This is a genomic window from Terriglobus roseus, from assembly GCF_900102185.1.
GTDB classification, from domain to species: domain Bacteria; phylum Acidobacteriota; class Terriglobia; order Terriglobales; family Acidobacteriaceae; genus Terriglobus; species Terriglobus roseus_A.
On the sequence record NZ_LT629690.1, the window covers coordinates 3059859 to 3076111 of the forward strand.

The window sequence follows — 16253 nt, forward strand, 5'->3', positions numbered from 1 at the left end:
CTTATTCGACGCTCATGTAAAAGAGGCTGAGCCGCGGCACACCGCGCGCTTCCATCAAACGCTTGTGAACAAATTGTTCGGTCACCTGCTTCAACTGCACAGCCGACATCTTACCGCGATACGGAGCCAATTCGCGCGCGGCCTGTGCGCGTAGAGCCACAACTTCTTCTTCCGTTGCAGAAAGCATAAGCGCAGCAAACATGCGCTCTTCCAGAGCAGTCAGTGTTAACTCCAGATCCTCAGTGGATGGCGCCAACTCCGTCTCCACTTCATCTGCAAGAGCACGTAGCCGTTCCGCAAGCGAGAGGAAGGCGTCGTCTGGCTGCGAGGCCACGGCTGCTGCATTCTGCCGAAGGTAGGCTGCAATACGTTGTGGCTGAAACCCGCTTTCTTCTTCGCTTACAGCGGGCTTTGCCGCGCCAACGGCGGCATCACGCATGTCCTCTGTTGCAGCCATAACAGCCTGCGCACACCACGCCAGGCCGTTGACCTTGCGAACCCGGCCAGCGGTTTTCTGAGAACGCTGATCGTATTTATCAAAAGCGTCGTCTATCCCCTGCAGCACAGCTTCCAGAGGCACGCCAGCTTCTCTCCACATTTCAATCAGCGCCCAATCCAGTGTGCTGAGTAACAGTAGAGTTCCTCTGCGCTGCTGAAAGCGGGTTTCGATTTCCGTGAAGTAGTTAAAGTAATTCAGCAACGCGTACTTACTCCGAGCGCTGTGTTGCAGCCATAGCGCGGCGGCGAACGCGGTCCTGATTGCGTTCGTAAATCAGACGAACTCCATCCAGCGTCAGGTTCTCGTCTACATGACGAATCGTGCGCGAGGTTTCTGCCAGCATGCGGGCAAAGCCACCAGTGGCAATTACCTTCGTCTCAATGGCTAGATCAGCAATCATTCGCTCACAGATGCCATCCACGAGGCCAATGTAACCGTAATAGAGACCGATCTGAATGTGGTCAACGGTGTTGGTCCCGATCACCTTGCTCGGTTTGCGAATGTTGACACGCCCGAGTTTGGCCGCACGCTCAAACAACGCATCTGCGCTAATGCCAATCCCGGGCGCAATTGCACCGCCCAGGTATTCGCCTCGTTGCGAGATCACATCAAACGTTGTGGCCGTTCCAAGATCCACCACGATGGTCGGTCCGCCGTAGCGTTCAAAGGCTGCTACACAATTCACAATGCGGTCAGCTCCGACCTCGGCCGGATTGTCCACCAACACTGGAAGCCCTGTTTTCACGCCTGGCTCCACAAACAGTGGCTTCACGCCGAAGAGCTTTTCAATCACTTCGCGAAAAAGTGAATCGATCGGCGGAACGACGGACGAGACTGCAACGCCGGTAACTGCGGTTATGTCCACGCCGTCCATAATGAACAGACCGCGAAGTACCATGCGCAGTTCATCCAGTGTCCTTTGGACTGGAGTCGCAATTCGCCAGCAGTGCGTTTGCGCTGCGGGTGCTTCCGGGGTGGCCGGGCGGTACAGCCCTAGTACTGTGTTGGTATTGCCTACGTCGATCGCCAGCAGCATTCCTTCACTCCCTGCTTGTCGTCGGTTGATTCACAACTCTCGGACTCCGCCATGACGGACCACACGTTCCGTGCCGTCGTCGCAGTGGATGCGAAGAAGGCCCTCGGTCGTGAGTCCGGCGGTTTTGCCAGTATAGCCTTCCTCCTCCGCCACATGAACGCGCTTGCCCCGCACCCACGTGCTTTTCCTTTCCATGCGATCGAAGACCTCACTGCCGTTCTGGTCGAGTTGCCGAAATTCTTTATCCATCTGCGAAAGCAGGGCGATGGCAAGCTCTTCCCTGCTCACGCTAGCCCCCAGCTCACGCCGCAATGACGTCGCAACAGCGGCAAGTTCCTTGGGAAATTCCAACTGGTTCAGGTTGATCCCAATTCCGATGGCCGCATGCCGAAGTTCGCCGGATGGTGTGGAAACCGCCTCGGTCAGAATGCCACCCGCCTTGCGAGCAGGATTCGCACCTATCACCAGATCGTTTGGCCAGCGGATATCCGTAATGCGAGACGCCGTAACCTCAGCAATGGCCTCAACAGCAGCCAGCGCAGTGATCATGGAGAGCTTCAGCACGTCTGAGCTTTGCAGCGCCGGTCTTACCAGCATGGTCAGATACAAGCCGCGATCCGGCTCAGAATGCCACGTGTGACCGCCTCGCCCTCGCCCTGCAGTCTGTTCGTCTGCAATGTAAACCTGGCCTGATTGCGCGCCAGCCTGAGCGTCCGCGAGCGCCTGCACATTGGTGCTGCCGATGGTAGTGAAGTGCTGCACCTTGCCGTGGAAGATGGTTCCCTGGAGGGCGTCGTTTACAGCCTGTAGGTCAAAGCCGCTCATTAACCTCAGTAAACATCCGCCGTGATACGCATGCTCAGATCCACCGCGACCGACGACCGTGTAAGTGCACCGACGGACAGGAAGTCCACGCCGGTTTCGGCATACTCGTGCGCGTTTTCTAGGGAAATGTGTTCCGCGACTTCCAGAACCACCTTTGGCGCTTTTGCACGCATTGCTTCCACCACCTCGACTGTCTGCTTCGGGGACAGGCCTACCAGCAAAAGGGCATCCGCTCCCGCTGCAACCGCATCTTCCGCGTCCTGCAGACTGCGCACTTCAATTTCAATCTTCTGTCCGGGCTTTCGGGCGTTGGCCACCTTCTGCACCGCCTTCGTGATGCCTCCCGCAATGACCACATGGCTGGTCTTCAGCATGATGCCATCCTGCAGGTCCAGGCGATGGTTCGCACCGCCGCCGCAAGTCACGGCATACTTATCCAGCAACCGCAGACCGGGCACTGTCTTACGTGTATCCAGAATCTTCGCGCGCGTGCCTTGAGTCAGCTGCACAAATTCGTTGGTCAAAGTGGCAATGCCACTCATGCGTTGCATCAGGTTCAGGATGACGCGCTCGCAGGAGAAGATAGCCGCCGCAGAATGCCGGATGACGGCTACAGTTTGCCCCTTCCGCACACGCACGCCATCGAACATTTCTGAGTGGCTGATAACCTCATAGCGCCCGCTGCTCTTGTGTCCACTGCGTGTCTGCATAGCGGCAAACGCATCGAACACGGCGCAGATCACGCCCAGACCGCAGATGATGCAGTCCTGTCGTACAAGGATCGCCGCAGAAGCGCGCAAATCCGGGTCAATCGCCAGTGCTGTTGTGACATCGCTGGTGGCTTTGTCTTCCGCAAGTGCGGATTCGACGATTGATGCGATTTTTCTGCTTTTCCAGTCCATCCAATCACAATCCTAAAGGTGCACAGCGCATCCTACGGTAAAGATGCCATAACGGCAATGTGCGTCAACTACGAGAGAGATGATTCCGGAACTTCTACCCGAAACCCTGCCCCGTCAAGCTGCCATTCTACTTCTGTTGGCGATCCCTATCGCCTGCATGAGTTGGACGGTGACGCATGAAGAAGTCTTCCGGGAACCTCGCGAGTACTGCAAAGATCGCAGCCAGAGCGCCCGTTCCCTTACCCACAGAAAGTTTTTCTACCTTTTTACCTGCGAATACTGCTTCAGCCATTACGTTACCGCGCTGGTGCTGCTGGTTACCCGCTTCCAACTGTTGTACTCCGGTTGGCGAGGTTATGTGTTGGCTGAGTTCGCGCTGGTTTACGTCGCCAACGTCTATATGAGCCTCTACAATCGGTTGCGACTTGATATCAAACACGAAAACGTCAGCATCGCAGTGGAAGAAGCTCAGAAGCCGGAATAGGCCGGGCTAATCTTCAGCTCGGTCGTCGTCCACCAGCATCTGCAGGCACAACGGTGCCTCCAGCATCGTATTCATTTTGGAAATGGCCTTGACGGCGGCTTCCACTGTCGAGGTCAACGTGGGTTCCGTGGTAACAACGAAAGGCAACGCATCCTTGGGATATCCGGGACGTTGCAGGATGCTGTCGATGTTCGCACCCACCTTCGTCAGAGCGCCCGAGATAGCAGACACTATGCCGGGCTTGTCCCGCACGATGAAACGAAGATAATGCGGTGCCATGAACTCGCCGGTAACTGTCTTTTTCTTGACCGGCAACGCGACGGAGTTCGATCCGTGCACCACGGCCAGCAGGTCGCTGACGATGGCCACAGCCGTCGGATTACCGCCTGCACCATGTCCGCTAAACACGACATCGCCACCAAATTCACCAGACGTTACGACCATATTCTGCGTGCCGTGTGACCAGGCGATAGGCGAGCTCTTGGGCACCAGCATGGGCGCGACGCGTGCCCGCAGCACACCACCGCGAAGCTCGGCCCGTGCGATTTGCCGAACGGTGCAGCCAAGCTCTTTCGCGTATGCAAAGTCCACAGCGCTCACGTTTCGAATGGTCTGCGCAGGCACTTCATCGGGATTGATACCAATCTGCATGGCGGCGCGCACCAGAATGCAGAGCTTCGCGCGCGCGTCGTAGCCATCCACATCTGCAGTTGGATCAGCTTCGGCATAACCGGCTGCCTGTGCCTGCTTTAGCACGTCCGCATATTCCGCGCCCTGCTCCATGTGCGAGAGCATGAAATTGCAGGTGCCGTTCAGAATGCCGCTGAGGCGCGTAATGCGATCGCCCTGCAAGCCATGCAACGTTGCAGGAATAACCGGCACTCCACCAGCAACTGCGGCGTTGTAAACCAGCACTCGATTGTTCTCACGGGCCAGCTTGGCAAGGCCTGCGCCCTTGTAAGCGATTAGTTGCTTGTTCGCAGTGACGACGTGCTTGCCGCTGCTGAGAGCCTTGCGCAACCAGCCTTCAATGGGATCGATACCACCGATGGTCTCAATGACGACATCAACATCTGACTTCAGAATGTCCTGGATGTTTTCAGTCCACACGATGCCGCTGTTTAGCCCCTTCGCTGTTGCGCCGGTGCGTTTGCGCTCCACGCCGCGGTTATAGATGTGAGTCAGTTCGATGCCTGGGAACTTCTGGCCGCGCAATAACTGCGCCACCGACGATCCCACCGTGCCGAAGCCGAGGATTGCAACCTTTGTTGCCGCGTTTGCCGCAGTCTGCTTCGCCATAGTGTTTAGTAGTCGATCCTTTCATTGCTGTTCTGCCATGCCTGGAACGAGCGGATGGCTTCGTCCGGCAACATGCGTTGAAACGGAATGCGGCGCTGTTCCAGCGGCCGATTTACCTCGTCATACAAAAACTGATCATCGAACCCGATGGCCGCAGCATCTGCCTTGGTATTTCCATAGAAAACCGACCGGCAACGCGACCAGTAAAGTGCTGCCATGCACATGGGGCAAGGTTCGCATGAAGTGTAGATGTCACAGTCCTCAAGCTGAAAGGTTTTCAGCTTCGCACACGCCTCACGGATCGCATTGACCTCGGCATGTGCTGTGGGATCATTTGCGCTTGTCACCGTGTTGGCTGCTGATGCGATGACTTCTCCATTACGCACAATCACCGCTCCGAACGGCCCACCATTCCCCGTGACGACGTTGTCTGTGGCCAGTTCAATCGCCATGCGCATGAACTTCGGATCGGGAGAAACGGTATTGCTCATTCGGTATTGCCTCCCCTTAAGTATCGCAGGGCGCACTAAGAATGGCGAGTTGGAGCACCTGCACGGTCCGGCCCGTTACTATAAACCTTCATCCTCGTGGCGACCGCAGAAAGCCATCTGTGGACTGGGTTTGCTACCGTAGATGCGATGGAGACCGGAGCCACAGCCGGCACACAGGTATGCCGCACTGTTGTTGCTGGTATGCCGTCTGAGTTTGCAGCCGAGGAGTTTGATGCCACTGCAGTCCCTTAATCCGGCAACAGGAGACGTTCTCCGCACCTTTGAGATGTGGGACGAAGAGGCGTTGCGGACGCGCATCGCACAAGCCCATGAGGCAGCCACGCTCCAACACACACTGCCCCTGGAGCACCGCCTTCTATGCCTGCGAAAACTCGCCTCTCTTCTGGCAGAAGAAAGCGAAGAGTTAGCGCGCGCCATCACGCAGGAGACGGGGAAAACCATCGGCGCGTCCACAGCCGAAGTGGCCCGATGCGCGGACGCATGCCGCTACTATGCCGAACACGCCGTACGGATGCTGGCTCCTGAACTCTTGCCCGGTGAGGGCGAGGCTGCCTATGTGCAGTGGAGCCCCATGGGCGTGGTGTTGGCCGTCCTGCCGTGGGAGTCTCCGCTTTGGCATGCTTTCCGCTTTTGTGTTCCGGCACTGGTTGCGGGCAACACTGTGTTGTTGAAACACGCGACAAGCGTTCCGCAATGTTCGCTTCGTATTGAAGCGCTGGTACGCCGCGCTGGATTTCCCCGAGGCGCTGTCACAGCCTTGCTGATAGAAGACAGACTGGTAGAGACCGCACTGGCAGACGACCATGTTGCCGCGGTATCCGTGTGCGGAACGGAGGCCACAGGCCGCGCCCTGGCAGCCAAGGCCGGATGGCAACTGAAGAAGAGTGTGCTCCATCTGCCCGGCAATGATCCGATGATCGTAATGCCTTCGGCAGATCAAGACGCCGCCATTGCGGCAGTGATTGAAGCCATCTGCAAGGGTGACAGTATCCGTCGCGTGATCCTGCATTCGGAGATATATACAGCTGTAATGGGACGGCTCATCGCAGCTGTGGAATCGCTGTCCGTGGGAGATCCGCTGCGTGAAGAAACGCGTGTGGGACCGGTGGGAACGCCTGATGCATTGAAGCTCCTGGAAGAGCAGGTGACGGTCGCGGTAACCGCCGGTGGCCGCGTTCTTACAGGTGGAACTCGCATGGTGGGTCGCGGAAATTTCTTTGAGCCGACGGTGCTGGCCGATGTCCCTCGAAATTCGGCTGTAGCACGTGATGCATTTTCAGGCCCGGTGTGCCTGTTGTTTCGAGCACATGATCTGCAGGATGCCATCGCAATAGCGAATGACAGCCCGATGGGACGCGCTGCTTCCGTCTGGACCAAGGAGCCCGCAGAGCAGCAACAACTCATCCATGGCGTTGATGCTGGTCTTGTAGCTCTGAATGCACTTCCCGCCGATGATCCCAGACTACCGGTGGGGGGCGCAAAACGATCCGGCTATGGGCGTGAGCTTGGCTCTCAAGGGATGCGCGAATTTATGGTCGCCAAGACGGTTTCGCTCGGCAAATAGTTCGCGTTGGCAACAAGAAAGAGGCGCACCCCGCAGGGTGCGCCTCTTTCGTTTGTTTGCAGATTAGAAGTTGAAGCTCATCTGCAGGGTCACGGTACGAACTGCGGCGGAGCTTCCGCCCGGTCCCATGCTGGACAACGAGGTGGACTTGCCGAAGAGGTTCTTCGACGGATCCGGGCTGTACGAGCTCAATGAACCGCTAGGAGTGGAGTACGGCACGTAGTTGAACAGGTTCTGAATCTGTGCGCCTACGCTGAGCGTGTACTTGTGTCCCGAGGAAGCACCGCCACCGAAGCCGCCGGGACCACCGGGTCCACGACCGCCGCCACCACCACCACCGCGAGGACCACCACCGCCCGGAGGCATTCCACCGCCAGGACCGTTCTGGCCGTTTTGGCCATTCTGTCCATTGCGGCCACCACGAGCTGCCGCACCAGTCTTAGCGCCGAAGCCGAAGACCTTCACGATGCGCAGGTTGCCCTGTACATTCGATGGTCCGGTGCAATAGCCCTGCGGAACGCGGTTTGCTGAAGTAATACCGGTAGAGATGAAGTCCGTAGCCGTTTTGCAGTTTCCGGAAACACCATTCGCAAAACCAGCGCGGTCATTGATAACGGTATCGCCATTCACGTCCGTTCCGGTCGTGATGTTGTACGGGCTACCGGAGTTCACGCTGAAGAACGGGCTCAGGTTGATTCCATACGGAGCATTCCAGTTACCGAAAAGGAACACACGGTTCGTGGCGTTGAACAACGCACGGCCGTAGTCGGTTCTCGGATTCAAGCTGTCCGTCGGAAAGGCATCCGGGCCATTCGTATTCGCCTTCGCGTTGCTGTAGGTGTAGAAGCCGAACATCGAGAAGCGCGGGCTGAGCTGCGTGCGCACGTTCACGATGATCTGGTTCTGGCGATACACGCCACCAGACTGGTACTGATACACGTAGTTACCGGCGGCTGTCGGAATCGAACGCGACATGTACATGTGATCGCCGATGGTGTTCAGGTAGTTGAACGAAACCGTGGATCGCTTGCCTACCTGCTGATCGACACCCAGGGCCGTCTGCATGTTGTAAGAAGAACGTAGATTTGCACCGAGCTGATAGATCGTCTGCGAACCAAGTGTTCCGGTGCCGCAAGCGGTCGTATTGGTGGGGCCGCATCCAGTCGTGATTGCAGCCACACTGCCATCGGCGTTGCGGGACGCACCGTAGATATTTGTTACCTGGTTGATGCCATTCTGGCGCTGTGTCTGGATGACGTCGCTCAGATCGAAGCGGTCATAGAAGATGCCCCAACCAGCACGGATCACCGTACCGGGATTTCCCTTTTTCGATGGAACACCATAGGAAAGAGCAACACGCGGAGCGATATCAGCCTTGCTGTTGATCGCGCTCTGCGATTCCAAACGCGCGCCATAGCTCAGCGTCATGTTCGGCTTGATCTTCCAGTCGTCTTCCGCATAGAAGCCCACATCCGCCAACGACTGTTCCGCACGTGGATTGTTGATTGTGGTTACGCGGTACTGGAACGGCTGACCATGGACGTAGTTGTAATCCGAGGTCAACGCCGTGCAGGGTGCAGTTGTGCAGTTGTAGGTAGGTCCGTAAGTAAACGTTCCGTTCGAACCTGCGTTGGAGAACAGCGCTTCGCGGTAAACACGCAACCGTACGCCCGCGCGGATGAAGTTCTTCTGGAGCGCGATCGACGTGTAGTTCTGCAGTTCCAGATGGTCGTTCGTGCTGTTCTGCGTTCCTGCGCTGGAACCACCACCGGTGAAATAACCGGTCACCGTCAGCGTGGGCGTTGTGTTCAGAGGTGACTGCGAGGTGATCTGGCGAACCAACTGCAAACGAGTTTCGTTAATCAGTTTGCTGCTGATGATCTGCGTATCGCTGATGGTGAGCTGATGCTCGTGAACTCCGCTGTTGTATGCCGTGGTGTTCAACGATGTAGCACCCAGGCCGGCATTGGTCTGGTCGTTATGCTCAAACTGATAGCGGATGGTCAGCGTGTTCTTCTCGCCCAGAGCCACGTCATAACGTGGCGTCAGATCCCAGCGCTTCTGCGGATGGAACGTGGCGCGGGATGCATCCGGGTACACATTCAAGGTGCAGGTAAGATCGCCCGGCTGGCACAGAACGCTAGAGCTCGGGCTCGACGTAACAGCGTAGCCAGCGAAGATGCTGTTGTCTTCAATATCGCGATAGCTTCCTGCGATGGAGTATGAGCTGGTCTTCGTCGCCGGTCCGGTCAGCGATCCGATGAAGAAGATGCGGTGATAATCCGGCTGCTGATTCGTGGAGCCGAGGAACGGGCTGGACGTGTTGAACGCCTTGTCATTGCCCTGAATGCTGAAGTTACCGTGATACTTGTCCGTACCTGGCTTCGTGAATACTTCCACACGACCAAAGCCCTGCTTATCGAACTGCGCCGAGAACGGATTCTGGTTCACACGGATTTCGCGGATGGAGGATTTCGGCGGAAGCGTGCCGCCCGTGAAACCGTCCACGTAAATCTGTCCGCCGTTCGGACCAGCCGAAGGACCAGCCAAGGCTGACAGTTCGCTGGAAAGCTCATCCGGGTCATCCGACAGCGCTTCCAGGTCCTTGTCCTTGATGACAACCGAGCTGCCGTTGGAATCGGGATCGGTGGACACCTGCGTGTTCTGGGTGGTCACGTTGATTTCCGTGGACTCCGCCTGAACCGTCATGGCCGTGTTGAGATTGACAGTTGCCGTTCCCACTCGCACACCCTGCCGAACAAACGAGGCAAAGCCCTGCATTGTGACGGTCACCGAATATGTTCCAGCCGGAACGTTGCGGAAGGTATACGCACCGTCAGAACCCGAGGTGGTCACCAGCGCTTGGCCCTTGGCGGGCGTCAGCGTCACAGTAGCGCCGGGGATCGCAGCCTGATCCGGGTCCAGCACAAATCCGGTAACCGTGGCGGCGGAAGCCGTCTGGGCATATGCCATCGGTGCGCAAAGAGTTGCGCTACCTGCCAGGCTTACCGAAAGAATCGCAATCGACAGTCGTCGAGAGCTTGAAAGGCAAAAGTTCATCATGACCCTCAAAGAAGGTGAAGTGTGAATGCTTCGGAGTTTCCGCCGCAGCACGGGAGTTGTTGATCTATCACGCGGTTGAGAGACGGAACGCTACTGCGGTCCGCCGCCACCACCCTCGCCGCCGCCAGAGCCGAGGCTCCACGGCGAAATTGTCATCTCGCTGGCCGCAGGTCCGGTCAGCAGGGGTTCCACGCCGCTTAGAAGCGTGATTGCCGTAAACGGACCGGCATTGCCATTGCCTGAGGCCACAATCATCAGGGCCTCGCCCGGCTTTAGTGCAGCCAGGGTCGTCTTGGGAAGACGCGGAATCATGGTAGCTAAATCAGCAGCACGTCCGCCACCTGGGCGTCCGCCGAAACCGCCTTGCCCACCAGGACCGCCTGAAGGGGGGCCACCAGAGGGGGGACCGCCTGCCGGGGGACCAGCGGGACGTTCTGCGCCAGCCTGTCCGCCGCCGGCCGGGACACCTTCACCCCCACCAGCACGCCGAGCACCCGCCGCGCCGCCACTTCCAAATCGTGCCGCCATCTCAGGCGGCATCGCGTGAAGGTCGCTGCCATCGCTGACGATGACAGTCTCGTTCTTCTTAGTGGCCAAATCCTTGATCACAAGGCTGTTTGCCGACGCATTGATGGAAACGATGGTGCCGGAAAGATTCTTGAAAGTACCCGAAACGATCTCATCCGCCGTGATGTTTGCTCCATCCGGAGACTTATCGCCACGCACGCGGAGTTGGTCGCCGGACTGGATCGCAGCTAACGTGCTGGGCTGCGCTTCTTCAAACTTGACCGATCCCGGGGCATAGCGACGATAGATGGTGCTGCCGGTAGTCGTAACCGTGACATCCTTTTTGCCGGAGCTAATAGCGATAGTGTTTGCGCCAGCATCTACAGATTTCACGATGCCACCTGAGCCGCGCTTCGCCCAGTCAGCCTGCGAAGCTGCATTGCGCTGCGCAATGGCCGCAGACTTAATCATGATGAGGCGGGTTGCCGTCAGCGCACCGCCGTCGCCCGGTGTTCCCGTCGCCAGGACACGATCACCCACGGCAAGCTGGTCCAGCGTCGCAGCGGAAACGGTCTTCATGTCTGCGCTCTGCTGAATGCGTGCACCGTCCCCAACCGTAACGGTTGTCGGAGCGGCACCGCCGTCCGGAGCCACTGTTAGAGTGTTGCCGGAGATGGTCTTTACCGTGCCCAGCACACGCCCTGCAGCGGGTGCAGCCTGCGCAATCGCCACCGAAGTCAACGCCAAAGGTGCGATTGCAGCCCCCATCACGGCGGCTAGAGCCAGTTTCCGTGAAATCGTTTGTAGCGTTCCCGACTGCGTCCGGCGATGGTTCAACGTCCTGCTCCAGTGATGAAAGGGTCTTCCAGGAATGCGGAAATCCTGTACTCACTTAGAAATACGGACGTGTCCTGTGAAAGTTTCGTTAGAAAAAGCTATTTCCGGCAAAAAACGGCGCAACCTGTCATTGCAACCGCCCGACCGCTATTCCGGTGGATCCTGATCCAGCGGCTGGGGCGGCCAGTGATAAACCGCCATGCTCAGCGGCGGAAGCTGGACACAGTCCTCCTTCCGGTCTGGAACAACATCGCTGCACAGCAGTAGTTCCGATCCCGGTTCCACCGCGAAGCTGGTCGCTGTCTCGGCAAAGTTGATCATTGTCCGCACGTTGCCGCGATCGGTATAGATCCATTGCTGTTCTTCATTGCAGTGGACCACCATGCGGCCAAAATCGCCTAAATTCAGGGCCAGCATTCTGCGACGAAGATGGATCAGGTCGCGGTACCAGCGATACATCTCAGCATGTTTCGGTTCCTGCAACTCGTCCCATTTCAAAATGGAAGCTCCAAACGTCTTGGGGTCCTCGGGAGCCGGCACATCTTCCGCCCATCCGAAAGCCTGAAAATCTTTCTTCCTGCCTTCGCGAACCGCCTTGCGCAGCTCTTCGTCCTGAAAGTCAGCGAAATACAACCATGGTGTAGAGGCTGCCCACTCCTCTCCCATGAACACCATGGGCAGGAACGGGGCTGTCATAACAACTCCGGCAGCCAGCTTCGCCTTTCGCATACCAACCAGTTGCTCCAACCGTTCACCGTGCGCGCGATTGCCGATCTGGTCATGGTTCTGGATGTAGCCAAGGAAGCGATGGAAGCTGATCTTGTGAATCTGTCGTCCGTGATTGTGCTGGCGAAAGCGAGAGTAGCGACCGTCATACAGGAACACCTGCTGGAGTGTGGTCGCCAGATTTTCAATTGTGCCGAAATCTTCGAAGTAGCCATGCGGCTCATGGCGAAGAAGCGTGAACAACGCGTGGTGAAAGTCGTCGCTCCACTGCGCGTCCAAGCCAAAACCATTTGCCTCACGCGGCGTTACAAAACGCGGATCATTCAGATCCGTTTCGCCAATTAGAAAGAGGCAACGGCCCAGCGACGCCGATAGGTCTTCCACCTCGCGGGAAAGCTGTTCCAGAAAGTGCATTGCGGAACGGTCAATCAGCTCATGCACCGCATCCAGCCGCAGGCCGTCAAAGTGATAATCCCTCAGCCACATGATGGCGTTGTCGATAAAGAAACGGCGCACCTGGTCGCTCCCGCCTGCTTCCAGATTGATCGCGGCACCCCACGGTGTGTGATGACGATCCGTGTAATACGGCCCAAACATCTGGGTGTAATTGCCAGCTGGCCCGAAGTGGTTCATGACCACATCCAGAATCACGCCAAGCCCCTTCGCATGGCACGCGTTCACAAACCGCTTCACGCCATCTGGACCACCGTACGTCTCGTCAGGAGCATAAGGCGACACACCGTCATACCCCCACGAAAACCTTCCTTCAAACGACGAGATAGGAAGTAGCTCGATATGGGTGATGCCAAGCTCAAAGAGATAGTCGAGCTTTCCAATCGCTGCATCAAACGTTCCTTCCTTCGTGAATGTGCCTACGTGCATTTCGTAGATCACAGCAGAAGGAAGAGGAATAGGACGGAACTTCTCGTCGGTCCACGGAAAATGCGAGTGGTCTAATACGCGCGATTCGGAATGCACGTCCTTCGGCTGCCAGAAAGAACGGGGATCAGGATAGGGCCGCGGATCATCATCGAGAATGAAAGCGTAATTGCTGCCATGCTCTGCGGCACCTACATCAGCCTTCCAAAAGCCGCGCTGCGATGGCCCTTCCATCGGATAATCCGTACCATCCACGCGCACCGATACCTTGTTGCGCCGCGGCGCCCATACCGAAAAATGATGCATCCCGACTATCCTCCTGCGGCTCTTCTTGCACCGCTTCTCGTTCCTAAAATGTTGTCTTCTGTCAGGCAGCCAGATCGCGACCGGGTGTCTTTCTGGCGTCACGACCATCCGTCGCTTCGCTGTCGCGCACCAATAGCGCAACAGGAAAATCATCCAGCAGTGTACTGATACGAATCTGCGCCCCACCGGCGTGCACGCGCCCCGTCATACGATCCGTCCACTTACCTGGCGGCAGCGGAAGGACCGTGCCGCTCCAGTTGTTATCCAGCCGATGCGGAAAACGAGCCACAACCGTAATGACATCCCCCGAACGAACATAAGCAATCACATGATCCGCCTTAGAACCCGCTGGCAACAGCGGTTCGTACGTGGCCGATTGATCGAAAGATGCTGGACGCTCATAACGAAGTTGCAGTGCCTGCAGAATCACCCAAAGCTTGGGGTATCCCTGCTCAAAATGAGCCAACGCGAATCGGGCTGCGTCTTCGCGTGAGAACCCGCGAAGCTCTGCAAGCATGTTGCGACGCAGATCGTAATCGACCGGTCTGCGATTATCCGGATCGACCAATGAGTAATCCCATAACTCGGCACCTTGATACAGATCGGGAACACCCGGCGATGTGCATTTCAGCAACGTTTGCGCCAATGAGTTGACGCATCCATCGCGTCGAATACGCTGCACGAACGATTCCACTTCTGCAACGAATGCAGCGTCACTCAGAATCTGCTCGATAAAGCGGTTCAGTGCGTCTTCATAGGCTTGATTGTTTGCAAGCCACGACGTAATGCGCTTTGCCTCACGCATAGCCTTCTGCATGTATTGCTTCAAACGGTCTTCTGCGATGGGCCATGCACCAATCAGCGTCTGATAGAGGAAATACTCCGTGTTCGGATCAGGATAAGCGCCAGTACGATACTTCGCATTGACGCGCGACCATCGCTTCACTTTCGCAGCCCAACGTCCAGGCATCTCCGCCAACACCGCTATTCTCGCGCGCACATCGTCCGCCCGTTTGGTGTCATGAGTGGACAACGTCAGCATCGTTGTCGGAAAGGTCGCTTGCATGTGTGCGTTGTACGCGTGAAACTGCTCCACGCTATTGCCATCCAAGCCGGGATCACCACCCACTTCATTCAATGAGGTGAGCCGATTGAAGGTATAGAAAGCAGTATCTTCCACGCCCTTAGCCATGATGGGCGAAGTGAATTGCTGGAAACGTGCGACGAATTCGCCTTCCAGCTTTCCCGTCACCTTCAACGTCAGAATGTCACTCATGAAATCAAACAAACCGGCGTCGATATCTGGCTTCCGGCGCTTTGCTTCTTCGATGGCCTTACCAATGTGTTCGCGATCTTCTTCTGCAATTTCCTGGCGATCCGGTGTCCAGACTACGTAGGTTCGATAAATATCGAAACACGCCGCGACATTGCGAATCGCACGTCGAATCTGCGCACGCGTATAGTCGCGGCTGTCGCGGTTGTTTTCACAGATTGCAACAAAGATGTTCGCCAACCGATTCACATCGCTGGCCAATGTTTCTTGTGCGATCTTGGACTTCTTCTCGAACATGACATCGGCATAACTTTCATGCTCATTCGTGAAGTCGCGGTAAATAGCATCGATTCTTCGCAAGCCATCCGGTGCGACCAGCAGACCGTTGCAGAGGTTCATGAAGTCGTAACCACTTGTTCCCTGCACTGGCCAGTCCTGCCGCAGCCACTCGCCGGGCTCAAGAATCTTCTCCACCACAATCCATGCATGTGGGGAGCTCGAACGTAAACGCTCCAGATACTGCTTGGGGTCGCGCAGACCATCAGGATGGTCGATGCGCACACCATCCAGCACACCCTTGTCCAACCAATACAAAATCAGTTCATGCGTTTCTTCGAAGACATACTCACGCTCCATGCGCAGACCAATGAGTGAATTGACATCGAAGAAGCGGCGATATCCAAGCTCCTGATCGGAGGTGCGCCAATAGGCAAGACGGAAGTTCTGTGCGTTCAGGATTTCGTCCAGCGCATCAATATTTCCGTTCAGTTCTGCGAGCGCTTCATCAATCGAGCGGCAGATCGCTTCTTCTTCTCTGCACAGTCGTTGCAGCAATCCAAGCAAGACTTGCTTGTCGCGATGGCGTGCAAGCTGCACGCTGCGATCCGTGGAATCGGGCGCAGGTAAGCGTGCAAAGGAAACGGCAAGGAAGTTCAGCGTGTCAGAAGGTGCAAGCTCTGCAGCGCGCGCCAGAAGACCATACAAGGAACGCGGAGCAACAGGAAACTCCTGCTCGCCATAACGGACTCTGAACTGCACACCGTCACGATCAATGTGTATTTCGCGTCTCTCCAGCACCCGACCATACTGATCGCCAAGGACCGGCATCAGTACTTTATCGCGCAGTTTCTCTTCCGCAGAGTTCCAATCGATATCGAAGAAGGTGGCAAAACGGCTGGACGGTCCGTTCTCCAAGACGTCCCACCACATGCGATTCGTGCGGTCCACAGACATGTGATTTGGCACAATGTCCAGAACCTGGCCAAGACCAAGCTCTCCAAGTTTTCTCGAAAATGCTTCGTGTCCCTCTACTCCACCCAGTTCCGCGTTCACGCGATGATGGTCGACGACGTCATAACCATGCGTAGAGCCACTACCTGCCTGAAGGTAAGGGGAGCTATACACATGCGAAATTCCGAGGTCACAAAGATACTCCGCAGTTGCAATTGCCTGGGAAAATGTAAAACCGGCATGCAACTGCAGGCGATATGTAGATAGCGGTGTGCGCATCGTCTCCTGTGCAGGCTGCTCCGTGCCGCGCA

The 16253-nt window shown here is 56.8% G+C and carries 13 protein-coding genes; 3 read left to right on the forward strand and 10 right to left on the reverse strand.

What is annotated here, in order from left to right; all coding sequences use genetic code 11:
* Position 1: 1 nt before the first annotated feature.
* Genes BLT38_RS12760 through nadC form a run of 4 tightly spaced genes read right to left on the reverse strand, consistent with a single transcriptional unit; the run spans position 2 to position 3262 of the window.
* Positions 2-700, reverse strand: a complete 699-nt coding sequence (locus BLT38_RS12760) for a hypothetical protein (protein ID WP_083345523.1) — start codon at positions 698-700, stop codon at positions 2-4.
* 7 nt (positions 701-707) lie between these two features.
* Positions 708-1535, reverse strand: a complete 828-nt coding sequence (locus BLT38_RS12765; protein ID WP_083345524.1) for a type III pantothenate kinase — start codon at positions 1533-1535, stop codon at positions 708-710.
* Positions 1536-1565: 30 nt separating this feature from the next.
* Positions 1566-2360 (reverse strand): biotin--[acetyl-CoA-carboxylase] ligase, encoded by a 795-nt coding sequence (locus BLT38_RS12770; protein ID WP_083345525.1) that lies wholly within the window; start codon positions 2358-2360, stop codon positions 1566-1568.
* A gap of 5 nt (positions 2361-2365) precedes the next feature.
* Complete coding sequence (gene nadC, locus BLT38_RS12775; protein ID WP_083345526.1) at positions 2366-3262, reverse strand: carboxylating nicotinate-nucleotide diphosphorylase; 897 nt, start codon at positions 3260-3262, stop codon at positions 2366-2368.
* A 79-nt stretch (positions 3263-3341) separates the two neighbouring features.
* On the opposite strand from nadC, the gene BLT38_RS12780 reads away from it, so the two are divergent.
* Positions 3342-3746 carry a hypothetical protein gene (locus tag BLT38_RS12780; protein ID WP_083345527.1) on the forward strand — a complete coding sequence of 135 codons (405 nt, stop codon included), beginning with the start codon at positions 3342-3344 and terminating at the stop codon, positions 3744-3746.
* Positions 3747-3752: 6 nt separating this feature from the next.
* Here the strand turns inward: BLT38_RS12780 and BLT38_RS12785 are convergent, their stop codons facing one another.
* Both BLT38_RS12785 and BLT38_RS12790 read right to left on the reverse strand, forming a co-directional pair.
* The gene (locus BLT38_RS12785; RefSeq protein WP_083345528.1) at positions 3753-5045 is read right to left on the reverse strand and encodes a homoserine dehydrogenase; all 1293 of its coding nucleotides are present in this window, start codon (positions 5043-5045) and stop codon (positions 3753-3755) included.
* Positions 5046-5050: 5 nt separating this feature from the next.
* Positions 5051-5536: a nucleoside deaminase gene (locus tag BLT38_RS12790; RefSeq protein ID WP_083345529.1), complete on the reverse strand. Its 486-nt coding sequence runs from the start codon at positions 5534-5536 to the stop codon at positions 5051-5053.
* 96 nt (positions 5537-5632) lie between these two features.
* On the opposite strand from BLT38_RS12790, the gene BLT38_RS20530 reads away from it, so the two are divergent.
* Positions 5633-5788, forward strand: a complete 156-nt coding sequence (locus tag BLT38_RS20530; protein WP_156785119.1) for a hypothetical protein — start codon at positions 5633-5635, stop codon at positions 5786-5788.
* Positions 5769-7121: an aldehyde dehydrogenase family protein gene (locus tag BLT38_RS12795; protein ID WP_083345530.1), complete on the forward strand. Its 1353-nt coding sequence runs from the start codon at positions 5769-5771 to the stop codon at positions 7119-7121. The genes BLT38_RS20530 and BLT38_RS12795 overlap by 20 nt, the downstream gene beginning before the upstream one ends.
* Positions 7122-7184: 63 nt before the next feature.
* On the opposite strand, the gene BLT38_RS12800 is transcribed toward BLT38_RS12795, so the two are convergent.
* From BLT38_RS12800 to treY, 4 genes are all read right to left on the reverse strand, one after another.
* Positions 7185-10184 (reverse strand): carboxypeptidase-like regulatory domain-containing protein, encoded by a 3000-nt coding sequence (locus BLT38_RS12800; RefSeq protein ID WP_231966475.1) that lies wholly within the window; start codon positions 10182-10184, stop codon positions 7185-7187.
* A 90-nt stretch (positions 10185-10274) separates the two neighbouring features.
* The gene (locus BLT38_RS12805) at positions 10275-11528 is read right to left on the reverse strand and encodes a DUF5666 domain-containing protein (RefSeq protein ID WP_231966477.1); all 1254 of its coding nucleotides are present in this window, start codon (positions 11526-11528) and stop codon (positions 10275-10277) included.
* 147 nt (positions 11529-11675) lie between these two features.
* A complete protein-coding gene (gene treZ / locus BLT38_RS12810; protein ID WP_083345532.1) occupies positions 11676-13439 on the reverse strand; it encodes a malto-oligosyltrehalose trehalohydrolase in 1764 nt (587 codons plus the stop codon).
* Positions 13440-13500: 61 nt separating this feature from the next.
* A complete protein-coding gene (treY, locus tag BLT38_RS12815) occupies positions 13501-16221 on the reverse strand; it encodes a malto-oligosyltrehalose synthase (protein ID WP_083347082.1) in 2721 nt (906 codons plus the stop codon).
* Between the last annotated feature and the right edge of the window lie 32 nt (positions 16222-16253).